The 23,747-nt window shown below is 69.9% G+C and carries 19 protein-coding genes; 16 read left to right on the forward strand and 3 right to left on the reverse strand.

Translation table 11 applies throughout. From position 1 onward, the window contains the following. Window positions 1-68: 68 nt before the first annotated feature. From ACIBBB_RS21060 to ACIBBB_RS21120, 13 genes are all read left to right on the forward strand, one after another. Window positions 69-863 (forward strand): enhanced serine sensitivity protein SseB C-terminal domain-containing protein, encoded by a 795-nt coding sequence (locus tag ACIBBB_RS21060; protein ID WP_398984109.1) that lies wholly within the window; start codon window positions 69-71, stop codon window positions 861-863. A gap of 450 nt (window positions 864-1,313) precedes the next feature. Further along, on the forward strand, window positions 1,314-2,312 hold the full coding sequence (locus ACIBBB_RS21065; RefSeq protein WP_398984111.1) for an ABC transporter permease: 999 nt from the start codon (window positions 1,314-1,316) through the stop codon (window positions 2,310-2,312). 94 nt (window positions 2,313-2,406) lie between these two features. Continuing rightward, window positions 2,407-4,161, forward strand: coding sequence for an ABC transporter substrate-binding protein (locus ACIBBB_RS21070; RefSeq protein WP_398984113.1), 1,755 nt, complete (start codon window positions 2,407-2,409; stop codon window positions 4,159-4,161). Between the two features lie 107 nt (window positions 4,162-4,268). Next, window positions 4,269-5,282, forward strand: coding sequence for an ABC transporter permease (locus ACIBBB_RS21075; protein ID WP_398984115.1), 1,014 nt, complete (start codon window positions 4,269-4,271; stop codon window positions 5,280-5,282). Further along, window positions 5,279-6,412, forward strand: a complete 1,134-nt coding sequence (locus ACIBBB_RS21080; RefSeq protein WP_398984117.1) for an ABC transporter ATP-binding protein — start codon at window positions 5,279-5,281, stop codon at window positions 6,410-6,412. Before ACIBBB_RS21075 ends, ACIBBB_RS21080 begins: the two co-directional genes overlap by 4 nt. A gap of 11 nt (window positions 6,413-6,423) precedes the next feature. After that, complete coding sequence (locus ACIBBB_RS21085; RefSeq protein ID WP_398984119.1) at window positions 6,424-7,671, forward strand: ABC transporter ATP-binding protein; 1,248 nt, start codon at window positions 6,424-6,426, stop codon at window positions 7,669-7,671. 289 nt (window positions 7,672-7,960) lie between these two features. Beyond that, complete coding sequence (locus ACIBBB_RS21090) at window positions 7,961-9,631, forward strand: ABC transporter substrate-binding protein (protein ID WP_398984121.1); 1,671 nt, start codon at window positions 7,961-7,963, stop codon at window positions 9,629-9,631. 104 nt (window positions 9,632-9,735) lie between these two features. Beyond that, on the forward strand, window positions 9,736-10,740 hold the full coding sequence (locus ACIBBB_RS21095) for an ABC transporter permease (RefSeq protein ID WP_398984122.1): 1,005 nt from the start codon (window positions 9,736-9,738) through the stop codon (window positions 10,738-10,740). Between the two features lie 31 nt (window positions 10,741-10,771). Then, window positions 10,772-11,725, forward strand: a complete 954-nt coding sequence (locus ACIBBB_RS21100; RefSeq protein WP_398984448.1) for an ABC transporter permease — start codon at window positions 10,772-10,774, stop codon at window positions 11,723-11,725. A 6-nt stretch (window positions 11,726-11,731) separates the two neighbouring features. After that, complete coding sequence (locus ACIBBB_RS21105; RefSeq protein ID WP_398984124.1) at window positions 11,732-12,769, forward strand: ABC transporter ATP-binding protein; 1,038 nt, start codon at window positions 11,732-11,734, stop codon at window positions 12,767-12,769. Further along, complete coding sequence (locus ACIBBB_RS21110) at window positions 12,766-13,821, forward strand: ABC transporter ATP-binding protein (protein WP_398984126.1); 1,056 nt, start codon at window positions 12,766-12,768, stop codon at window positions 13,819-13,821. The genes ACIBBB_RS21105 and ACIBBB_RS21110 overlap by 4 nt, the downstream gene beginning before the upstream one ends. 92 nt (window positions 13,822-13,913) lie before the next feature. Next, the gene (locus tag ACIBBB_RS21115; RefSeq protein WP_398984128.1) at window positions 13,914-14,588 is read left to right on the forward strand and encodes a trimeric intracellular cation channel family protein; all 675 of its coding nucleotides are present in this window, start codon (window positions 13,914-13,916) and stop codon (window positions 14,586-14,588) included. 38 nt (window positions 14,589-14,626) lie between these two features. Beyond that, a complete protein-coding gene (locus tag ACIBBB_RS21120; RefSeq protein WP_398984130.1) occupies window positions 14,627-15,493 on the forward strand; it encodes a thioesterase family protein in 867 nt (288 codons plus the stop codon). A gap of 38 nt (window positions 15,494-15,531) precedes the next feature. On the opposite strand, the gene ACIBBB_RS21125 is transcribed toward ACIBBB_RS21120, so the two are convergent. Continuing rightward, window positions 15,532-16,383, reverse strand: coding sequence for an alpha/beta fold hydrolase (locus tag ACIBBB_RS21125; RefSeq protein WP_398984132.1), 852 nt, complete (start codon window positions 16,381-16,383; stop codon window positions 15,532-15,534). 51 nt (window positions 16,384-16,434) lie between these two features. After that, the gene (locus ACIBBB_RS21130) at window positions 16,435-16,989 is read right to left on the reverse strand and encodes a DinB family protein (protein WP_398984134.1); all 555 of its coding nucleotides are present in this window, start codon (window positions 16,987-16,989) and stop codon (window positions 16,435-16,437) included. 175 nt (window positions 16,990-17,164) lie between these two features. Here ACIBBB_RS21130 and ACIBBB_RS21135 point away from each other — a divergent pair, with 175 nt between their 5' ends. Further along, the gene (locus ACIBBB_RS21135) at window positions 17,165-18,328 is read left to right on the forward strand and encodes a cysteine desulfurase family protein (protein ID WP_398984136.1); all 1,164 of its coding nucleotides are present in this window, start codon (window positions 17,165-17,167) and stop codon (window positions 18,326-18,328) included. A gap of 479 nt (window positions 18,329-18,807) precedes the next feature. On the opposite strand, the gene ACIBBB_RS21140 is transcribed toward ACIBBB_RS21135, so the two are convergent. Next, window positions 18,808-19,575 carry an N-acetylmuramoyl-L-alanine amidase gene (locus ACIBBB_RS21140; protein WP_398984138.1) on the reverse strand — a complete coding sequence of 256 codons (768 nt, stop codon included), beginning with the start codon at window positions 19,573-19,575 and terminating at the stop codon, window positions 18,808-18,810. 84 nt (window positions 19,576-19,659) lie between these two features. On the opposite strand from ACIBBB_RS21140, the gene mnmA reads away from it, so the two are divergent. Further along, window positions 19,660-20,790: a tRNA 2-thiouridine(34) synthase MnmA gene (mnmA, locus tag ACIBBB_RS21145; protein ID WP_398984140.1), complete on the forward strand. Its 1,131-nt coding sequence runs from the start codon at window positions 19,660-19,662 to the stop codon at window positions 20,788-20,790. Window positions 20,791-20,994: 204 nt separating this feature from the next. Continuing rightward, window positions 20,995-23,565, forward strand: a complete 2,571-nt coding sequence (locus ACIBBB_RS21150; protein WP_398984142.1) for a beta-galactosidase — start codon at window positions 20,995-20,997, stop codon at window positions 23,563-23,565. Window positions 23,566-23,747: the final 182 nt, after the last annotated feature.

Here is a 23,747-nt window from a genome sequence, read left to right on the forward strand (position 1 = left end):
TGGCCGGCACGGGCCCGAAGCGGGGGAGGCCGGTCCAAATGGTGGATCGACGAGGGGCGGGACCAAGAGTGAGCGCGTCAGGCACCGCGGCGGCCGGGCAGGTCGAGCACATGATGCGCCAGGTGACGCCAGGACGCTACGACGCCTACGAGGCGCTGCTCCAGGCACTCGCGGACGGCTCGGCGGGTCAGGTGTGGATGCTGCTCTGGCACGGCCGTGCGGGCTCGCCCGACGCCCAGTACGGGAACATGGAGGTCGACGGCCTTGGCTACGCGCCCTGCGTCACCTCCGCCCAGGAGCTCTCCGTCAGTGGCTGGAACCGCGCGCACGAGGTCGTCACCGGCCGCGACATCGCCCGCGCCCTCTACCCCGAACGCTGGGGGATCTGGCTGAACCCGCACGCGCCCGGCGGCGGCGTCGGCATCCCCTGGCTCGACCTGCGCCGGATCGCCACCGGCCTCGACCGGATGCCCGCGGGCCCGCTGCGGCTCTCCGAACCGGCCGTCGAGATCCCGCAGTTCTACGCGCTGCTCACGCAGAACGCCCACCGCACCCCCGCCGTACGGTCGTTGCGCCGCGCATGGGTCCACCCGGCACTGGGTGCCCCATATCTCACGATCGGGCTGGATCTGTACGACACGAGTCCGGCGTCCGTCGACGCCGTGCGCGCGATGATGCAGCAGTCGATCGGTGCGGTCCCCGAGGGGCTGCCGGTCTCCACCGTCGCGATGTCCGACGAGTACGACCCGGTCACGATGTGGCTGCGGGCCAACTCCCGGCCGTTCTACGACCGGGAGGCCCACGGGGCGCCCCAGGCCGCGTCCGGCTACGGCTACCCGCCGGCCGCGCCACGCGCCTACTGACCAGCCGCCGACCGGCGGCAGATCCCCGCACCGCCCCGCCCCCGCCGGCCGCCGAGCCGGTAACGCCTGCGCCCCGCGCCGTACCGGCCGGTACGACAGGCGTACCGTACGGACTACGGACGTCGCGAGCCGTACCGAAACATAGCGAAAACGGTCGGCCGTTCCGCTGAGGCGATCACAACGTCCGGATAACGGTAGGTGTCTGACTCCATCACGTTTGAGCAAACATTCCCCTTGACCACTGGCGGGTGATCACTTCGGCCATGAAGACTCCCCGCAGCGGGGACCGTCGGTCCCTTGTGCGAGCAGCCCGGCATCGCTCCACGGGAAGCCCTTGACGGGACGCTTCCGCGACACCAGCACCGATGTGTGCGCCAACTGATGCGAGACAGGCCGTTACAACGGCGGGTACGGGCCGGCGACCGCCGGCCAGGAGGGGTCGAAGACGTTGTGACCGCACCGATCGAGACCACCAAGTCGGCTGCCGAAGTGCAGCCGGAGGCAGTGCTCACGGGCGCCAAGCAGAGCCAGATAGAGGGGCGTTCGCTCGGTCGAATAGCCTGGACGCGCTTCAAGCGCGACAAGGCCGCCGTGGCCGGCGGCATCGTTGTCATCCTGCTGGTCCTGCTCGCTGTCCTTGCCAAGCCCATCCAGGCACTCTTCGATCTCGACCCCAACGCCCTGAACCAGGACCTGGTCGACCCGGAGCTGCTGGCCCCCAAGGGCGCCTGGGGCGGCATGAGCTGGGACCACCCGCTCGGTGTGGAGCCCGGTCTCGGCCGTGACCTCCTCGCCCGCATCATCGAGGGCTCCTGGGTCTCGCTCCTCGTCGCCGCCGGAGCCACGCTGCTCTCCGTGGCCATCGGCACCCTGCTCGGCGTCATCGCCGGCTACTACGGAGGCTGGGTCGACGCGATCGTCAGCCGGCTGATGGACACCTTCCTCGCCTTCCCGCTGCTGCTCTTCGCGATCTCGATCTCGGCCGCCCTCCAGGACGGCGCCTTCGGACTCAGCGGACTGCCCCTGCGGATCGGTGTGCTGATCTTCGTGATCGGCTTCTTCAACTGGCCCTACATGGGCCGGATCGTGCGCGCGCAGACCATGAGCCTGCGACGGCGTGAGTTCGTCGACGCGTCCCGAAGTCTGGGGGCCCGAGGGCCCTTCATCCTCTTCAGGGAACTGCTGCCGAACCTCGTGGCGCCGATCCTCGTCTACTCGACGCTCCTGATCCCCACAAACATCCTCTTCGAGGCCGGTCTGAGCTTCCTCGGAGTGGGCATCGCCCCGCCGCAAGCATCGTGGGGCGGCATGCTCACCACCGCGGTGGACCTGTACGAGGTCGATCTGCACTACATGTTCGTGCCCGGCATGGCGATCTTCATCACCGTGCTGGCATTCAATCTGCTGGGTGACGGGCTGCGTGACGCACTCGACCCCCGCAGCAAGTAGTCCCCCCTGCATCACCCGGTACCACCCAGCACCATCCACAGCGGCCGACCTTGAGCTCCGTGCCGTATCCATTGATAGAGGGGCTTTCCTCAGGATGAAGACCAAGAAAGCGACAGCTGTCCTGGCGACAGCCATCGTGCTGGCGCTCGGCGCGTCGGCGTGCGGCGGCTCGGACAGCAAGGACAACAACAAGAGCGAAGGCGCCGGAGTCGACGCCGGACTGACGTCCGTCGTCAACAAGTCCGACAAGAAGGGGGGCACCGTCACCTTCGAGCACTCGGACGTGCCGGACTCCCTCGACCCGGGCAACACCTACTACGGCTGGGTGCAGAACTTCTCGCGCCTGTACGGCCGTACGCTCACCACCTTCAAGCCGGCCGCCGGCGAGGAAGGCCTGGAGGTCGTTCCCGACCTCGCCGAGTCGCTGGGTGAGCCGAGCGCGGACGCCAAGACGTGGACGTACAAGCTCCGTAAGGGCGTCAAGTTCGACGACGGCAGCCCGGTCACGTCCAAGGACGTCAAGTACGCCATCGAGCGCAGCAACTTCGCGCCCGAGGCCCTCTCGCACGGTCCCACGTACTTCAAGGCCTACCTTCTGGGCGGCGAGAAGTACAAGGGTCCGTACAAGGACAAGTCCGCCGAGGGTCTGAAGTCCATCGAGACCCCGGACGACCAGACGATCGTCTTCAAGCTCAACAAGCCGTTCGCCGACTTCGACTACCTGGCGACCTTCTCGCAGACGGCCCCCGTGCCGCAGGCGAAGGACAAGGGCGCCGAGTACGTCAAGCAGATCTCGTCGTCGGGCCCCTACAAGTTCGAGTCGTACAACGAGGGCCGCAGCGCGACCCTCGTGCGCAACCCGCACTGGGACAAGGCCACCGACCCGATCCGCCCGGCGCTCGCCGACAAGATCACCATCAAGTTCAAGGTCAACCCGACCACGGTCGACCAGCACCTGATGAGCGACAACATCACGGTGGACGCCGCCGGCACCGGTCTTCAGACGAAGACCCAGCCCAAGGTCCTCACCAAGTCGAGCGAGAAGGCGAAGACGGACAACTCGTACGCCGGCGCCACCTCGTACCTCGCGCTGTCGACGAAGGTGAAGCCCTTCGACAACGCGGACTGCCGCAAGGCCGTCCACTACGCGATCGACAAGGCGTCCGTCCAGGCCGCGCTCGGTGGCGACACCAAGGGCGACGTGGCGAGCACGCTGCTCCCGCCGACGGTCAACGGGTACCAGAAGTTCGACCTGTACCAGACCGAGGGCAACAAGGGCGACGTCGCGAAGGCCAAGGCCGCGCTCGCGGACTGCGGTCAGCCGAACGGCTTCAAGACCAACCTGACGGCCCGCTCCGACCGTCCCGACGAGGTGCAGATGGCGACCGCCATCCAGGCCTCGCTGAAGAAGGTCGGCATCGAGGCGGAGATCAAGCAGTACCCGTCGGGCAAGTACTTCGGTAACTTCGCCGGTGTCCCCAGCTACGTGCACGAGCACGACCTCGGCATGATGATGATGGCGTGGGGCGCCGACTGGCCGACCGGCTTCGGCTTCCTCGACCAGATCGTGAACGGCTCCGCCATCAAGCCCTCGGGCGGCAACAACCTGATGGAGCTGGACGACCCGAAGATCAACAAGGCGCTGTCGGACGGTATCGCGCAGACCGACGCCGCCGCCCGCACCAAGGCGTGGGGCGAGGTCGACAAGCTCGTCATGGAGAACGCCTCGGCCGTGCCGCTGATCTACCGCAAGAACCTGCTGTACCGCCCGGACTCGGCGACCAATGTCACCGTGACCCAGGCGTACCTCGGTATGTACGACTACCTGCTGATCGGCTCCACCACCTAATCCAGCGGTAGAGCTTCCCAACCCCCCGAAATGCCTGAAAGGCAGGTGAAGGCTTCGGGTCCGCCGGCCGGGTCACCCCCGGCCGGCGGACCCGGCGCCGATCGGCTGTGACTGCGTACATCATCCGACGCGTGATCGCCGCGGTAATGCTGTTGCTGGTGGTCAGCGCAGTCACCTTCGCGATCTTCTTCCTTGTTCCACGGCTCGGTGGGCAGACGATCGACCAGCTGGCAGTCCAGTACGTCGGTAAGGACGCCAACCCCGACTCGATCGCCGCCGTCAAGGCGAATCTGGGGCTCGACCAGCCCCTCTACACCCAGTACTTCGACTTCATCAAGGGCATCTTCGTCGGCGCCGAGTACAACTTCGGCCCGGACCCGTCCATGTGCAACGCGCCCTGCTTCGGCTACTCCTTCAAGACGCACGTCGAGGTGTGGCCCGAGCTGATGGACCGGGTGCCGATCACGTTCTCCCTGGCCATCGGTGCCGCGGTGATCTGGCTGATCTCCGGTGTCGCCATCGGTGTCCTGTCGGCGCTCAAGCGGGGCTCGATCTTCGACCGCTTCGCCATGACGCTGGCCCTGGCCGGTGTCTCGCTGCCGATCTTCTTCACCGGCATGCTCGGTCTGGCCCTCTTCACCGTCCAGTGGCCCCTGTGGTCGGAGGGCGTCAACTACGTCCCGTTCGCGGACAATCCGGCGGACTGGGCCTGGAACCTGATCATCCCCTGGTGCAGCCTCGCCTTCCTCTACTCCGCCCTGTACGCCAGGCTCACCCGGGCCGGCATGCTGGAAGTGATGGGGGAGGACTACATCCGTACGGCGCGGGCCAAGGGTCTGCGGGAGAGCACGGTCGTCGCCAAGCACGGACTGCGGTCCGCGCTGACGCCCATCGTCACGATCTTCGGTATGGACTTCGGCCTGCTGCTCGGCGGCGCCGTCATCACCGAACAGGTCTTCTCCCTCCAGGGCATGGGCTCGTACGCGATCCAGTCGGTGAAGGACGCCGACCTGCCGATCGTGATGGGCGTGACCCTGTTCGCCGCATTCTTCATCGTCTTCTGCAATCTGCTGGTGGACCTGGTGTACGCCGCCATCGACCCCAGGGTGAGGTACTCGTGAGCGAGGTTTCCAAGGAGCAGTCCGCGGTACGGGTGCCCGGTCCCGCGTCCGCGCCGGGCGAGCCGGTGGTCTCCCGGGCCGCCGGGCCCGCCGGGTCCGGTGAATCAGGGGCGCCCTTCCTCTCCGTACGTGACCTCCGTATCCACTTCAGCACCGACGACGGTCTGGTGAAGTCGGTCGACGGCGTCAGCTTCGACGTCCACGCCGGCAAGACCCTCGGCATCGTCGGTGAGTCCGGCTCCGGCAAGTCGGTCACCTCGCTCGGCGTCATGGGCCTGCACCGCTCCGCCAACGCCGCGATATCGGGCGAGGTCTGGCTGGACGGCGAGGAACTGGTCGGGGCCGACCCCGACCACGTACGGCGGCTGCGCGGCCGGAAGATGGCCATGATCTTCCAGGACCCGCTGTCCGCGATGCACCCGTACTACCGCGTCGGCTCGCAGATCGTGGAGGCGTACCGCGTCCACCACAAGGTCACCAGGAAGGCCGCCCGCGCACGGGCGGTCGAGATGCTCGACCGGGTCGGTATCCCCGAGCCGCACAAGCGCGTCGACAGCTATCCGCACGAGTTCTCCGGCGGTATGCGCCAGCGCGCCATGATCGCGATGGCCCTGGTCAACAACCCCGAACTGCTCATCGCCGACGAGCCGACGACCGCCCTGGACGTCACCGTCCAGGCGCAGATCCTCGACCTCATCAGGGATCTGCAGAAGGAGTTCGGCTCCGCGGTCATCATGATCACCCATGACCTCGGGGTCGTCGCCGAGATGGCCGACGACCTGCTGGTCATGTACGGCGGCCGGTGCATCGAGCGCGGCCCGGCCGAGAAGGTGTTCTACGAGCCGCAGCACCCCTACACCTGGGGACTGCTCGGCTCGATGCCCCGGATCGACCGTGAGCAGACGGAACGGCTCATCCCCGTCAAGGGCCAGCCGCCGTCCCTCATCAACGTGCCGCAGGGCTGCGCCTTCAACCCGCGCTGCCCGTACGCCGATGTCCCCAAGGACGGCATCACGCGTACGGAGCGCCCCGAGCTGAAGCAGGTCGGCACCGGGCACCACTCCGCCTGTCATATGACGCAGGAGGAGCGGACCAAGATCTGGACCGAAGAGATTGCGCCGAAGCTGTGAGCGCCGACGCCGTGAGCAACGCAAAGGATGCCGCTGTGGCGGACAGGCCGGAAGAAGACAAGGCGGGCGAGCCCCTGCTGCGGGTGGAGGGGCTGGTCAAGCACTTCCCCGTCAAGAAGGGGCTGCTCCAGCGCCAGGTGGGCGCCGTCAAGGCCGTCGACGGGCTGTCCTTCGACGTCCATCCCGGTGAGACGCTCGGCATCGTCGGTGAGTCCGGCTGCGGCAAGTCGACCATGGGCCGGCTGATCACGCGGCTGGACGAGCCGACCGGCGGGCGGATCGAGTTCCAGGGCCACGACATCACGCACATGTCGGCGGGCAAGATCCGTCCGCTCCGCCGCGACGTGCAGATGATCTTCCAGGACCCGTACTCGTCGCTGAACCCGCGCCACACGATCGGCACGATCGTCGGCGCGCCGTTCAAGCTCCAGAAGGTCGAGCCCGAGGGCGGGGTGAAGAAGGAGGTCCAGCGCCTCCTGGGCCTGGTGGGCCTGAGCCCCGAGCACTACAACCGCTACCCGCACGAGTTCTCCGGCGGACAGCGCCAGCGCATCGGCATCGCGCGGGCCCTGGCGCTGAGCCCGAAGCTGGTCGTGGCCGACGAGCCGGTCTCCGCGCTGGATGTGTCGATCCAGGCGCAGGTGGTCAACCTGCTGGACGACCTCCAGGACGAGCTGGGCCTCACGTACGTGATCATCGCGCACGACCTCTCGGTCATCCGCCATGTCTCGGACCGGATCGCCGTCATGTACCTCGGCAAGATCGTCGAGCTGTCGGACCGCAAGTCGCTGTACGAGCGGCCGATGCACCCGTACACCAAGGCGCTGCTGTCCGCGGTGCCGGTGCCCGACCCGAAGCGGCGCGGGGTCAAGAGCGAGCGCATCCTGCTCAAGGGCGACGTGCCGTCGCCGATCTCGCCGCCGAGCGGGTGCCGGTTCCACACCCGTTGCTGGAAGGCGACGGAGGTGTGCCGGACGGTGGAGCCGCCGCTCATCCGGCTGGAGCCGGGGCACGAGGCGGCCTGCCACCACCCGGAGAACGCGCCCGACCAGATCCCGGACGACACGAAGGTGCTCGCCTCGGCGCGCGAGGCGATCGCGCTGGTGGGCGACGCGGTGGCGGCCGACGCGGGTGCCGGGAAGGCGTCTGCCGACGAGCCGGCGGTCGGTAATTCAGCGGTCGGCGAGCCGGCGGCCGGTAAGTCGGCCGAGGCTTCCGCGGAGACCTCCGAGGCACCGAAGGGGCTCACCAAGGAGTAGCCCGGGGCCCGTACGTCACGCACGCCCCCCGTCCGCATGGTCCCACCATGCGGACGGGGGGCTTCTGCGTCGTACGGGAGATTCACCCGGTTCGCCCGCCCCAACTACGGCTCGCCTGGAAGGACTTGCCTGGTTGGGGCGCGATGCCCCGGAGTCTGCCCCTTTGTCGACTGTCCGGATCTCAGGTCTGCAACTCCGCATTGCGGCCTGTTCATTTGGCACTTTCTTGACTGTAATGTTCGGCCGTCAAGACCGAGCTCTCGACTCGTCCGGACCCCTGGGGTGGACCATGCGAATATTCAAGTCCCGATCCGCTGGGGCGATCGTCACGGCCTTGGCCGTCGCGCTGATCGCCACAGGCTGCTCCAGCGAGCGCGACGAGGAAGGTGACTCGGGCGGCGCGAAGGACACCTTCGTCTTCGGCGGCCCCGGGGACCCCGGATCGCTGGACCCGGCGCTCGCGAGCGACGGCGAGACCTTCCGGGTCACCCGTCAGGCCTTCGAGGCCCTGCTGAAGCACGAGCCGGGCGGCAGCGAGCTCGCCCCCGCCCTGGCCGAGAAGTGGTCGAGCAACGAGGCCGGCACGGTCTGGACGTTCAACCTCCGTAAGGACGTGACCTTCCACGACGGCGAGAAGTTCAACGCCGCCGCCGTGTGCGCCAATTACGACCACTGGTTCAACTGGAAGGGCACGTACCAGTCCAGCGCGGTCTCCTATTACTGGCAGACCGTCATGGGCGGCTTCGCGGCCAACGAGGACCCCGAGACGCCGAAGGCGAACTACAAGTCCTGCACGGCGACGGACGACAGCACCGCCGTCATCGAGGTCAACCAGCCCTCCGCGAACCTCCCCGGCGGCTTCTCCCTCCAGGCCCTGGCGATCCACTCGCCGAAGGCCCTCGCGGAGTACGCGAAGCAGGACGCGACCGCCAAGGGTGACGCGATCACGTACCCCGAGTACAGCCAGGTGGCGGGCACGGTCGCGGGCACCGGACCGTACAAGATCACCGAGTGGAACAAGAGCAACAAGGAAGTCTCCCTGGACCGTTACGACGGCTACTGGGGGTCCAAGGCGAAGATCAAGAAGCTGGTCTTCCGCACCATCGACACCGAGGACGGCCGTCGTCAGGCTCTCCAGGCCGGTGACATCGACGGCTACGACCTGGTCGCGCCCGCGGACGTGAAGACCCTGGAGAGCGACGGCTTCCAGGTCCCCACGCGTGACGTCTTCAACATCTTCTACGTCGGCATGAGCCAGGAGAAGAACAAGGCGCTCCAGAAGCCCGAGGTCCGCCAGGCCATCGCGCACGCCATCGACCGCGAGAACCTGGTCAAGACGCAGCTGCCCGAGGGCGGCGTCGCGGCGACGCAGTTCATGCCCGACACGGTCGCCGGCTACTCGGACGCGGTGAAGACGTACCCCTTCGACACCGCCAAGGCCAAGCAGCTCCTCGCGGGGGCCGACGAGAGCGCGCTGAAGATCGAGTTCTGCTACCCCACCGAGGTCACCCGCCCGTACATGCCCGCTCCGCAGGACATGTTCGAGCTGATGAAGGCGGACCTGGAGAAGGCCGGCATCACCGTCACGCCCAAGCCCATGAAGTGGGCGCCGGACTACCTCGACGCCACCGAGGCCGGCAGCTGCGAACTGCACATGCTGGGCTGGACCGGTGACTTCAACGACGGCTACAACTTCATCGGCACCTGGTTCGCCGAGTACGACAAGCAGTGGGGTTTCAAGGACAAGGGCGTCTTCGACGCGCTGAAGGTCGCGTCGATCGAGACCGACCCGGCCAAGCGGACGGACCTCTACAAGAAGGCCAACGAGACGATCATGGCGTATCTGCCGGGCGTGCCGATCTCCTCGTCGCCGCCCGCGATCGCGTTCGCCGACGACGTCAACCCGCCGAAGGTCTCCCCGCTGACGCAGGAGAACTTCGCCGAGACGTCCTTCAAGTAACGGCATCTGCCAGGGTCCGCCCGGCCGGCGGCGCACCAACCCCGGCCGGGCGGACCCATCTGTAGGCCGTTCGTCCTTACGCACCGAAGAAAGGGGCACGCGGGGTGCTGAGACTCGTCGCACGACGACTGCTGCAGCTGATACCCACCCTGCTCGGTCTGTCGGTTCTGCTCTTCCTGTGGCTGAACCGGCTGCCCGGCGGGCCCGCGTCGGCGATCCTGGGCGAGCGGGCGACCGAGGCCGAAGTGGCGCGCATCAACCGGGTGCTGGGGCTCGACGAGCCGGTCTGGGTCCAGTACGGACGGTTCATCAAGCGGATCTTCCAGCTCGACCTCGGCACCTCCACACAGACCGGCCGGCCTGTGTGGGAGGAATTCACCCTGCGCTTCCCGGCGACCGTCGAACTCAGCGTCGCCGCCATGGCCATCGCGATCGTGGTGGGTATCCCGCTCGGCTACTTCGCCGCCCGGCGCCGGGGCAGCTGGCTCGACGTGACGGCCGTGTCCGGCTCACTGCTCGGCATCTGCATCCCCGTCTTCTTCCTGGCCCTGCTCCTCAAGGGGCTCTTCGCCGTCAACCTCGGTATCTTCCCGAGCTACGGCCGGCTGTCGACCGGCATCGACGCCACGAAAGTCACCGGATTCGCCGTCCTGGACGGCCTGTTGACCGGTGAGTTCGACGCCTCGTGGGACGCGATCACGCATCTGGTGCTGCCCGCCGTCGCGCTCGCCTCCATCCCGCTCGCCGTCATCGTGCGGATGACCCGGGCCAGCGTGCTCGAAGTGCTGGGCGAGGACTACGTACGTACGGCGGAGTCCAAGGGCCTGGACAAGCGCGTCGTACGCGCCCGGCACGTCCTGCGCAACGCGCTGCTGCCGGTGATCACCGCCGTCGGTCTGCTGACCGGCAGCCTGCTGTCCGGCGCCGTCCTCACCGAGTCGGTCTTCACCTTCGGCGGGATCGGATCGTTCATCCGTACGTCGATCGACGCCCGTGACTATCCCGTGCTGGTCGGCTTCATCCTCTTCATCGCGCTGGTGTACGTCCTGATCAATCTGCTGGTCGACGTGGCGTACAGCCTCATCGACCCGAGAGTGCGGGTGCACTGACGTGAACGCCACCCCGGACAGCACCCCGAAGCTGACGAAGAGGGCCGACAAGATCGACCGGCTCGCGCAGCTCACCGAGCGGACCGAGACCACCTCCGGCGCCGGACTGTGGCGCGAGGCGTTCCGGCGGCTGCGTACCAACAAGGCGGCGATCATCGGCGGCGCCGTGATCGGCCTGTTCGTACTGATCGCGATCGTCGGCCCGTGGCTCGCCCCGTACAGCCCCACGGCGCAGGACTGGCGCGGCGAGGTCTTCCCCAACCAGGGGCGCTTCGTCGGACCGCGCGGCGAGAACTGGTTCGGTCTCGACCACCTCGGCCGTGACGAGTTCTCCCGGATGCTCGTCGGGGCCCGGCAGACCCTGCTGGTGGGCGTCGTGTCGATGCTCATCGGGCTGGTGGCCGGCGCGGTCATCGGCGCCGTGTCCGGCGCGGCGGCGACGCTCGGCGGGGAGCCGGGCAAGCGCGTGGACACCGTCATCATGCGCGTCACCGACATCATGCTGGCGCTGCCCTCGCTGCTGCTGGCCGTGTCCGTCGCCGCCGTGCTCGGCCAGTCGCTGACCACCGTGATGATCGCGGTGGGTGTGGTCCAAGTACCGGTGTTCGCACGGCTGTTGCGCGGCTCGATGCTCGCGCAGGGCAGCTCGGACTATGTCCTGGCGGCGAAGGCGGTGGGCATCCGCAAGCGCCGTATCGTCCTCACCCAGATCATGCCGAACTCGCTCAGCCCGGTGATCGTCCAGGCGACGCTCAGCCTCGCCACCGCGATCATCGAGGCCGCCGCCCTGTCCTATCTGGGCCTCGGCAATCCGGACCCGGCGATCCCGGAGTGGGGCGTGATGCTGTCGCAGGCACAGCGCTTCTTCGACAACGCGCCGATGATGTCGGTCTATCCGGCGGTCGGGATCATCGTCACCGCTCTCGGCTTCACGCTGCTCGGTGAGGCGATGCGGGAAGCCCTCGACCCGAAGCTGCGAGGCTGAAGTCCTATGTCGCTACTGTCGGTTGACGATCTGTCGGTCACCTTCGTCGGGCAGGGCGGTGGGCGGGGCGCGCGTGCCGGTGCGCGGCGCGACACCAAGGCCGTCGACGGCGTCTCCTTCGACGTCGAGGAAGGCCAAGTCGTGGGCCTGGTGGGCGAGTCGGGCTGCGGCAAGTCCGTGACGGCGCTCGCCCTGATGGGGCTGCTCCCGCGCAAGGGGGTGAGCGTCGGCGGGCGCGCGGAGTTCGACGGCGCCGACCTGCTCTCCATGGGCGAGAAGAAGATCCGCGACCTGCGCGGCAGCCAGCTGGCGATGATCTTCCAGGACCCGCTCTCCTCGCTCAACCCGGTCGTTCCCATCGGCGTCCAGGTCACCGAGATCCTGAGCCGCCACCGCGGGCTGAAGGGCGAGCCCGCCCGTAAAGAGGCCGCCTCACTGCTCGACCGGGTAGGGATCCCGGACCCGGACCGGCGGCTGAAGGAGTACCCGCACCAGCTCTCCGGCGGCATGCGGCAGCGAGCGCTCATCGCCATGGCGGTCGCGTGCGCGCCGCGGCTGCTGATCGCGGACGAGCCGACGACGGCGCTCGATGTCACCATCCAGGCCCAGATCCTCGAACTCCTCAAGGAGTTGGTCGACCAGCAGGGCACGGCGCTTCTGATGATCACTCATGACCTGGGCGTCGTCGCCGGATTGTGCGACCAGGTCAATGTGCTCTACGCGGGGCGGGCGGTGGAGACGGCAGGGCGCCGCGAACTGTTCGCGCACCCCACCCATCCGTACGCGCACGGTCTGCTCGGCTCCATCCCGCGCCTTGACGCACCGCGCGGCGACCCGCTCAGGCCGATCCGCGGATCGATCAACGACAAGATCGCGTGGGCCGACGGCTGCGCGTTCGCGCCCCGGTGCGACTTCTACACCATGGAGTGCCTGACGGGCGCGCCGGAACTCACCGAACCGCGCGCACGCGGCCACCAGGTGCGCTGCGTCAACCCGGTCCTCCCGGCGGAGACTTCCGCCGGCACGGCGGAGGTCTCCTCATGAGTCTGCTCGAACTGGACGGCGTGAAGGTCCACTTCCCCGTCAAGAAGGGCATCTTCTTCGACCGGACCGTCGGCCACGTCTACGCCGTCGACGGTGTCTCGCTGAAGGTCGAGGCCGGTCAGACGTATGGCCTGGTCGGGGAGTCCGGCTGCGGCAAGACCACCCTCGGCCGGGCCGTCCTGCGCCTCGTCGACATCACCGAGGGTGAGGTCGTCTTCGACGGTACGGATCTGGCGAAGCTCCCCGACGAGGAGATGCGCCAGATCCGGCACCGCCTCCAGATGGTCTTCCAGGACCCGCTCGGCAGCCTCAACCCCCGGCAGAACATCGAGTCGATCCTCTCCGAGGGCATGGCGGCGCACGGCATCGGCGCGGACCAGGAGGAACGCCGCGAGCGGATCAAGAAGATCCTCGCGGAGGTCGGCCTGCCGACGAACGCGCTCTCGCGCTATCCGCACGAGTTCTCCGGCGGCCAGCGCCAGCGCATCGGCATCGCGCGGGCGCTCGTCCTCGAACCGGACGTGATCATCTGCGACGAGCCGGTCTCCGCGCTCGACGTCTCCATCCAGGCGCAGGTGATCAACCTCCTTGAGGAGCTTCAGGAGTCCAAGGGCCTGACCTATCTCGTCATCGCCCACGACCTCGCCGTGGTCCGCCACATCTCGGATGTGATCGGGGTCATGTATCTGGGCTCGCTGGTGGAGGAGGCGCCGAGCGACGCGCTGTACGCCGAGCCGAGGCACCCGTACACGAAGGCGCTGATGTCGGCGGTGCCGGTGCCCGACCCGGCCGTGGAGGACCGCCGCGAACGCATCCTGCTCCACGGCGACCTGCCGTCCCCCGCGAACCCGCCGGCGGGGTGCCGTTTCCACACGCGCTGCCCGTGGAAGCAGGAGACGCGGTGCGCGACGGAGCGGCCGGAGCTGACGGTGGTGGGGGACGGCCACCGGGTGGCGTGCCACTTCGCGGCGGAGATCGAGGCGGGGACGGTGGCGCGGACGAGGGCGACGGGGATCGCGGCGGTGACGGAGACGGAGCCGGAGACCGTGTGAGGGGCAGGCCGTTCGCGGGCGGCGGGTGCGCGCCATGTGCGGGCCATGTGCGGGCCTGACCCGGCGTTTTGCCGGCGGTGTAGAAATGTCGGGTGTTTGAGGAACTGTTCACCCCCTCCGTCCAGCACTCGCTCGACCTCGCCGGCATCTTCGTCTTCGCGATATCCGGCGCGCTGCTGGCCGTCCGCAAGAACTTCGACGTCTTCGGCATAGCGGTGCTCGCCGAGGTCACCGGGCTGGGCGGCGGTCTGCTCCGGGACCTGATCATCGGAGCCGTACCGCCCGCCGCCTTCACCGACCTCGGCTACTTCACCATGCCGCTGGTCGCGACGGTCCTGGTCTTCTTCCTGCACCCGCACGTCGAGCGCATCCAGGGCGCGGTCAACGTCTTCGACGCGGCGGGGCTCGGGCTTTTCTGCGTCACGGGCACGGTGAAGGCGCACGAGTACGGGCTCGGCCTCACCGCGTCCGCGGCGCTCGGCCTCGCGACCGCGGCCGGCGGTGGTGTCCTGCGCGACGTGCTCGCCAACGAGGTCCCGTCGCTGCTGCGCTGGGACCGAGACTTGTACGCGGTGCCCGCGATCGTCGGCGCCACGATGGTGGTGATCTGTATCCGTCTCGACGCGCTGAACGGGCTGACGAGCGGGCTCGCGGTCGTCACCGCTTTTGTGCTGCGGCTGCTGGCGATGCGCTTCCACTGGCGGGCGCCGCGCGCGTACAACCGCCGCTCGACGGCCGCCGAGGAGCTGTCGGAACCGAACATCTAAGCTACCGCTCAGTAGTGCGTTGTTGTACCGTTCTGGTCATGTCACAGGCAGCGCGGGCAATCAGCGCGGACAGCGAGTTCGACCGCGACACCTCCGTCTCCCTTCGCGCACCGGGCGTCTACGACGCCGACCTCTCCGAGGGCTGGGCGATCCTCTCCGCCGTCAACGGCGGCTATCTGCTGGCGATCGTGGCCCGCGCCCTGCGTGAGGCGCTGCCGCACCCCGATCCGTTCACCGTCACCGCCCACTATCTGACCCCGTCGAAGCCCGGCCCGGCGGTCGTCCGTACGGAGACGGTGCGGACCGGCCGGAGTCTCGCCACCGGCCAGGCGTCGCTTTTCCAGTACGAGCCGGACGGCACCGAGGTCGAACGCGTCCGGGTCATGGCCGCGTACGGCTCGCTGGACTCGCTCGGCGACGACGTCCGCACTCTGGTGAAGCCGCCCACGCTGCCGCCGTCCGAGCAGTGTCTCGGTACAGAGGACGGGCCCGCCGCCTTTCCGGACGACTCGGGCTTCTCGCGGCGGGTGACGGTCAGGCTGGACCCGGCGACCGCGGGCTGGGCGATCGGCGCCCCGTCCGGCAAGGGCGAGATGCGCGGCTGGTTCTCGCTGGCCGACGGCCGTGAGCCGGATCCGCTCTCACTGTTGCTGACGGTGGACTCCTTCCCGCCGACCGCCTTCGACCTCGGGCTCACGGGCTGGACCCCGACCGTCGAACTGACCACGCACATCCGCGCCCGGCCCGCGCCGGGGCCGCTGCGCGTCTTCGTCACCACGCGGAATCTGGCGGGCGGCTATCTGGAGGAGGACGCGGACGTCTGGGACAGCGCGGACCGCCTGGTCGCCCAGGCCCGCCAACTGGCCAGGGCTCCTCGGGAGGTCAGGGTGCCGGGAGCGCGGTAGCGGCGACGCCGTGGAGGCCCCCGCCTCGCGCGGCGCGGTCACCGGGCCGTACCGAGGGGCGGGGCCGGACGCAGGAAGTCGGCCAGCGCCAGGGTGAGTTCGGCGGGAGCGTCCTCCTGTACGAGATGGCCCGCGCCCGCGATGAGACGCAGCTCGGCCCCCGGGACCAGTCCGGCGAGCTGCCGTCCCTTCTCGCGCGGGATCCAGGTGTCCTCCTCGCCCCAGCAGATCAGCACCGGCAGGTCCAACTCGCCGTACCGGCCCTCGATCTCGTCGGTGAAACGCTGGTCGTTCCGCGCGATCTGCCGGTAGAACGCGGCCTGCCCGGCCTCCGTGCACCAGGGCTCCACCAGCGCGTCCAGGATGTCGGCGCGCAGCCCGGGGTGGCTGGCCGAACCGACGTACTCCCGCACGAGCGCCCGGTGCAGTCCGGGCGGCAACCGGCCGAAGACGTCGGCGTGTTCGCCGAGGAGCCGGTACGCGGGCGAGCCCCAGGGCGCGAGTGCCACGGGGTCCACGAGCGCCAGCCGTTCGTACCGCGCGCCGTGCAGCAGCGTCGCGCGCAGGGCGACGCACCCCCCGAAGTCGTGCGCGACGACGGCGGGCCGCTCCAGCGCCCAGTGCCCGAGCAGTTCGCCGAAGACCCGCGCCTGCGCGCCGAGCGACACGTCCTGCCCCTGCCGCATCTCGGACACCCCGAACCCGGGCATGTCCCACACGTACACCCGATGCCGCCGCGCGAGGGCCCGCGCGGGGGCCCGCCACACGTAAGACGAGAACGGCGTCCCGTGCAGCAGCACGACGGGCGGCCCGTCGGCGGGCCCGAGAACTCCCCACCGGACGTCACCGATCGAGCTGTCGAACGTGCGGTCGAGAGTCCATCCATCCATGGCCATCAGGCTAATTGCCGGGACTGACAGCGGCCCGGACCCGGGAGTTGTTCACACCCCCCGCGCGCCGTCGATCGCCTCGCGGAGCAGATCGGCGTGGCCGTTGTGGCGGGCGTACTCCTCGACCATGTGGACCAGCACCCAGCGCAGTGACACCGTCCCGCGCCACGCGTCCTCGCCCACGACGTCGAGGCCGGGCGCCGCCGCGACGAACCGGTCCGCGAAAGCCACCTCCTCGCGCCAGGCCGCCCAGGCGGCGGCGACCGCCTCCGGATCGGGGACGGCGCCGTCGAAGTCGCCGTCCGGATCGGCCTCCGAGGAGAACCGGGGCGGTGCGTCCTGCCCGGCCAGGACGGACCGGAACCAGCGGCGCTCCACGTCGGCCAGATGCCGCACGAGGCCGAGCAGCGAGAGCGTGGAGGGCGGTACGGCGCGCCGCGACAGCCTCAGGTCCGCCAGGCCCGCGCATTTGATCTCCAGCGTGGCCCGCTGGGCGGTCAGGAAGCCGGTGAGCATCGCGCGCTCGTCGCCGGTGGTGCGGGTGTCGAACCGGCGATCCGGCCCGGCGGTGACGAACATCTCGGCTCTTCTGCTGCGTCCGGTCATACCACCCATCATTCCGGTGGCGGGTCCCGCCTCGCGGGCCGCCCCAACGGCCCGAAGCGGGGCGGCCGCGGCCAGGACCGGATCCGTCCGGGACGGCGCTCGGCCTGCCCGCGCCCCGCCGGACCCCTGCCCACGGCGCCCGGCGCCCGGCGCGGCTCGTAGAATCGTCGGCACCATGGCTTATCTCGACCACGCCGCGACCACCCCGATGCTTCCCGAGGCGATCGAGGTGATGACCGCCAGGTTCGCCGACGTCGGCAACGCGTCCTCGTTGCATGCCGCCGGGCGGCGGGCCCGGCGTACCGTCGAGGAGGCGCGCGAAGACCTCGCCGACTCCCTCGGCGCCCGGCCCAGCGAGGTCGTCTTCACGTCCGGCGGCACTGAGGCCGACAACCTCGCGGTGAAGGGCCTCTACTGGTCCCGCCGCGACGCCGACCCGGCCAGGACGCGCGTGCTCGCCAGCCCCGTGGAGCACCACGCCGTCCTCGACGCCGTCGACTGGCTCGGCGAGCACGAGGGCGCGAACGTCGAGTATCTGGCCGTCGACGGATACGGCAGGGTCTCGCCCGGGACCCTGCGCGCGGCCATCGAACGCAACCCCGACGACGTGGCACTCGCCACCGTCATGTGGGCGAACAACGAGATCGGCACCATCCTCCCCGTACGGGAACTCGCCGAGGTCGCTGCCGAGTTCGGCGTTCCGCTGCACTCGGACGCCGTCCAGGCGTTCGGCCAGACCGAGGTCGACTTCGCCGCCTCCGGGCTCGCCGCGATGACCGTCACCGGCCACAAGATCGGCGGCCCCTACGGCGTCGGCGCGCTGCTGCTCGGCCGTGAGTACACCCCGGTCCCCGTCCTGCACGGCGGCGGCCAGGAACGCCATGTGCGCTCGGGCACCCTGGACGTCCCCGCCATCGCCGCGTTCGCCGTCGCCGGGCGGCTGGCCGCCGAACGGCGCGGCGAGTTCGCGCGCGACATCGGCGCCCTGCGCGACGAGTTGATCGCCTCCGTACGGAAGGCCGTGCCGGACGCGATCCTCGGCGGCGACCCGGTCGACCGCCTTCCCGCCAACGCGCATTTCAGCTTTCCCGGTTGTGAGGGCGACTCGCTGCTGCTGCTGCTGGACGCGCAGGGGATCGAGTGCTCGACCGGATCGGCCTGTACGGCGGGGGTCGCCCAGCCCAGCCACGTACTGCTGGCCACCGGCACCGACCCCGAACTGGCGCGCGGCACGCTGCGGTTCTCCCTCGGCCACACATCTACGGAGGCCGACGTCAAGGCGGTCGCGTCGGTGATCGGCCCGGCGGTCCAGCGGGCCCGGAACGCGGGTCTGAGCTAGGACGGGGGGTCGCCTCCGGCGGGGTTGCGGGGCTTGGTTGCGGTTGTCGGTTGCCGGGCGGGGTTCGGGGTCTCCGGAGGGGTATGTCCGGACGGCGTGATTTACGGCGCGTGGACCGCTCGTTGGACCCGAGGGGACGTTCTTGTTCACGCGCCACAAATCAGCCTGAGTGTCCGAACACACCCCTCCTGCGACCCCGCCCCCTCACGCCGCCACGGGGCGCTGTTCCCACCCGCTCCGGTCCGCGGGTTGGAAGGGGGACGCGCAGAGGGCGTGTCCGGACACCTGGGCTGATTTGTGTCGCGTGGACCTGCCGGTTTCCCTGGGTCCAACGAGCCTCGCACGCGGCGTAAATCACGCCGTCCGGGCATGACCCCCGGAGCGGCACCCGGCCACCGGCCGCGACCACCCCCAGCCCGGCCGGCGCTTGAGGACACCCCGACCACCGGCTCGCAGGCGCGGACAACCGCGGGCACGCCCTAGCTCGGACCCTCCGCCCGCGTCCCCGCCCCCGCCGCCCGTACCAGCTTCATGTACCGGTCCCAGTCCCAGTGCGGCCCCGGGTCCGTGTGGTCCGTTCCCGGCACCTCCACATGCCCGATGATGTGCTCGCGGTCGACGGGTATCCCGTACCGCTCACAGATTCCCGCCGTCAGCCGCGCCGACGACGCGTACATCGCGTCCGTGAAGTCCTCCGGCCGGTCCACGAAACCCTCGTGCTCGATGCCGACGCCGCGTTCGTTGTACGAGCGGTTCCCCGCCTGGTACGCCACGTCCAGTTCGCGGATCATCTGTGCCACATGCCCGTCCTTGCGCACCACGTAGTGCGTGGCCGCCTGGTGCGCCGGGTCCTTGAAGACCTTGAGCGCCGTCAGGTAACTGCCCTGCACGACGTGGATGATCACCCGGTCCACGTCGTAGTCGTCGGGCCGGTCCGCCCGGCGCCAGTTCGCCGACGACGCCGCCACCCACTCGGCGCCCACGTGATCCAGCTCACCCGGCTTGCGCGGCTTCTCCACGCCCGGTACGCGATACCAGAGCCGCGTCGCCTGGTCCTGGCCCGCCACGACCGCGACCGCCCCGCCGCCCACCAGCACGGCGGCGCCGCCGATCAGGAGCGTGCGCCGGCCGATCCTCGGCCCACCGCCCCGCTCTCCACCGCCCCCGGGCCCGTTGCCCACCGATCCCTCGCCGACCGGGGTCCCGCCCTCGTCCGAGCCGCCCGCACCCGGGGTGTCACCGCTCACGGCGCCCCGCCTTCTCTTGCCCATGGACCGACAACGGATACTCGCGCGACTCTGGTTCCCCGGCACCCTTACGCTGGTGTGGCTATGACTCAGACACCCCAGCGCCCTCTCCGTGTGCTCGCCGCCATGTCCGGCGGCGTGGACTCCGCCGTCGCCGCCGCCCGCGCCGCCGAAGCCGGTCACGACGTCACCGGTGTCCACCTCGCGCTCTCCGCGAATCCGCAGTCCTTCCGTACGGGCGCGCGGGGCTGTTGCACCATCGAGGACTCCCGCGACGCACGCCGGGCCGCCGACGTCATCGGCATCCCCTTCTACGTATGGGACCTCGCCGAGCGCTTCCGTGAGGATGTCGTCGAGGACTTCATCGCCGAGTACGAGGCCGGGCGCACCCCGAACCCGTGTCTGCGCTGCAACGAGAAGATCAAGTTCGCGGCGCTCCTCGACAAGGCGATCGCGCTGGGCTTCGACGCCGTCTGCACCGGCCACTACGCGACGGTCGTCACCGGCCCCGACGGGACCCGTGAGCTGCACCGCGCGAGCGACATGGCCAAGGACCAGTCGTACGTCCTCGGGGTGCTCGACGAGCGCCAGCTGGCGCACGCCATGTTCCCGCTCGGAGACACCCTCACCACGAAGGACGAGATCCGCGCGGAGGCCGAGCGCCGCGACCTGGCCGTGGCGAAGAAGCCCGACAGCCACGACATCTGCTTCATCGCGGACGGCGACACCCAGGGCTTCCTCGCCGCCCGTCTCGGCAAGGCCGAGGGGGACATCGTCGACGAGTCCGGGTCCAAGGTCGGTACGCACGACGGCGCGCACGGATTCACCATCGGCCAGCGCAAGGGCCTGCGGATCGGCCACCCGGCGCCGGACGGCAAGCCGCGCTACGTGCTGGACATCTCGCCCGTCGACAACACCGTGACGGTCGGCCCCGCCGCCGCCCTCGACGTGACCGCCCTGACGGCCATCAGGCCCCGCTGGTGCGGCGGCACGGCCCCGTCCGGCCCCGGCGCCTACACGGCCCAGCTGCGCGCCCACGGCGACGAGACACCGGTCACGGCCGAACTGGTCGACGGCACCCTGCGCGTGGACTTCGCGGAGGCCGTACGGGGCGTGGCCCCGGGCCAGGCGATCGTGCTGTACGACGGCACGCGCGTGGTCGGCTCGGCCACGATCGCGACGACGGTACGACGCACGGGAGCCCTGACCGGCTGACCGGCCTACCGCCTGGCCGGCTCACCGGCCGACCGGGATCACCGGCGGCCGACCCCGTTGCGCAAGCGTGATCAGACGGGCTCTTGTGGCTCGTGAGGGGCTGCTCCAGGGTGCATGTATGCGCATACAGGCAGCGCATACATGCTGCCGTCCGCGTCGCCGAGCCGCCCCCCGTTCTGCTCTCCCCCCAGGAAGAACGACGCCATGACGCCTGCCGCCCCCGCCCCACGCCGCCGCGCCGTCCTGGGCGGAGCCGCCCTCGGTACGCTCGCCACCGCCGGCCTGTCCGCTCCCGAAGCCCAGGCCGCCCCGGCGACCCCGGCCGCGTCCGGCGACACCGCCCCGGCCGGAACCGTCTCGTACCGGAACAAGCAGATCCTCATCGGCGGCAAGCCCGTGCTCGTACTCGCCGGAGAGATCCACTACTTCCGTCTGAAGAAGGCGGACTGGCAGTCCAGGCTCGACCGCGCCAAGGCCGCCGGCCTCAACACCATCGCCTCCTACATCCCTTGGATGTGGCACGAGTTGCCCGACGGCACGATCGACGTCACCGGCCGTACCCGCGCCGAGCGCGACCTCGGCGCCTTCATCGACCTCTGCCACCGCAACGGCTTCCTCTTCATCGCCCGCCCCGGCCCCTTCACCATGGCCGAGCTGAAGGGCGAGGGCGTCCCCGAGCGGGTGCGTAAGGACCATCCCGAGATCGTCTCCACCGGCTGGAACGACGCTCCCGCCACCGCCCCCACCGCCCCCACCGTCGACTACCTCGCGCCCGCCTTCCTCAAGGAGACGCGCCACTGGTACGCGGCGGTCATGCCGGTCCTCGCGAAGCGGCTGCACGGCAGCGGTGGCCCCGTCATCTCCGTACAGCTCGACAACGAGATCGGGATGCTGGCCTGGGTCAGCAACTCGCCCGACCTCACCGACCACGTGACGGCCGACTTCGACGGCTGGCTGCGCGAGGAGTACGGGGACGGGCTCGGGGCCCGCTCCCCCTTCGCGGGCGAGGACCTCGCCGGGCGGCGCAAGGCGGTCCGCAACCCGAAAGACGCGTACGGGGCGGCGTTGATGCACGATCTGGGCCGCTTCATGCGGGGCCCCTTCGCGCGGTACGTCGCCGAACTGCGCTCTGCCGCCGAGGAGTACGGGGTCACCGGCGTCCCGTTCGTGATCAACATCCACGGCACCTCCGACAGCCGCGCCGAGCCGTTCCCCATCGGTATCAGCCAACTGATGGAGACCTACGGGGGGATCGAGGGGACGATCTCCGGAGCGGACTTCTACCTCGGCGACCTGACCCTGCGCAATGTCACCGACCTGTATCTCATCAACGCGTTCATGGACGCGGTCAACGACGAGGACCAGCCGGTCACGGCGCTGGAGTTCGACGCGGGACACGCCGACTACGGGCAGAACATGGACAGCCAGACCAGCCCCACCGGCGTTGATCTCAAGACCCGCCTGTGTGTCGCGCAGGGCGCGAAAATGCTCAACTACTACCTGTTCGCGGGCGGGTTCAACCCGAAGCTCGACAAGCCGACCGGCGACGGGAACGACCGCATCGGCATCACGGGCGAGCGGCACGGCTTCGCCGCACCCGTCGATCCGGAGGGCCGGCCGGGGGTCAGCTACGCGTCGACGCGGGAGACCGTACGCGCGATGGGCGGGCTCGCCGACGTCCTCGCGCCGATGCGTACGACCTACGACGACGTGGCGCTCGGTTTTGTACCGGATCACTATCTGACCGAGTACCACCCGCCCGAGCTGGCATCCGTACAGCGTGTGCTGGACGAAGCGGTGAACACGCGCGGCGCGGGCCCGCGCGGCTCCCTGGCCCGCGCGATGCTGCTCGGCGGCTTCCGCTACCGGAGCGTGAACCTTCAGGCGGGCGACCCGGACCCGGAGGCCGTACCGGTGATCGCGCTGGCCACCGGCGAACATCTGGGGGCCGAACTCCAGCGGCGCCTGGTCCGCTATACGGAGGCGGGCGGAAAGCTGCTCCTGTCGGGGAGGCTGCCGGTCAAGGACATGGCCGACAAGCGCTGCACCGTGCTCGCGGACGCGCTGGGTCTCAAGGCCGGCTCCACGCTCACCGACGCGAACCGTTTCTGGCTGTCGGTCACCGCCCACGACTGGGCGGCGCCGCTCCCCGAAGTACGGCTCTCACGTGCCCAGTTGTGCGAGCCCGCGCGGGGCCGCACGGTGCTGCGCGAGCTGTCCACCGGCAAGGGCTGTGGTTTCGACATCCCGCTCGGCCGGGGGCGAGCTGTCGTGATCACCACGGACTACCAGTGCGACCTGACCTTCTGGGGACGTGCCTTCCGTGCCCTGGACGCCGCACCGGCCCTCCGGCACAGCGCGACCGACCCGGGAGTCTTCCTGCCGACGACGGCGGATGGCGAGCGCGGACGGCTGCTGCACGCCTTCAACGTCTCCTCGGGCTACGACCAGGACTTCACGGTCACGGAGAACGGCAAGCCTCTCCTCGGCGGCGAGACACTGCGCCTGCCCGGTCGTACGGCGGCGATCCTGCCGCTCGGACTGGACCTCGGCGGCCTGCGCGTCGCGTACGCGACGGCGGAACTCGCTGGCGCCGCCGACGGCCGGGCGACGTTCCGCGCGCTCGGCGCCACCGGCGCTTCCGGTGCTTCCGGCGGGGAGTCGGTGGTCGCGGTGGACGGCCCGGCACGGTGCGAGGGCGCGCGTGTCTCGACCGAGGGCGGCCGGACCGTACTGCGCGTACGCCGAGCCGAGTTCACCGTGCGCCGCGGCTGAGCCCCGCGCGGCCCGGGAGAAGGCTCCCGGGCCGCGCGGTCGCGTCCCGTGGGGCCCGCTACCGGCCCGCCCGCGGGGCGGACTACGGTGAGGGGAGCCTGGTCACCGCCGGGGCGATGCCGTACGGCGCCTCGTCCGTCGCGGCCGGCTGACCCGAACGCCCCGCCCCGACCGCACCGACC

It is taken from the genome of Streptomyces sp. NPDC051217, from assembly GCF_044455465.1.
Taxonomy (GTDB): domain Bacteria; phylum Actinomycetota; class Actinomycetes; order Streptomycetales; family Streptomycetaceae; genus Streptomyces.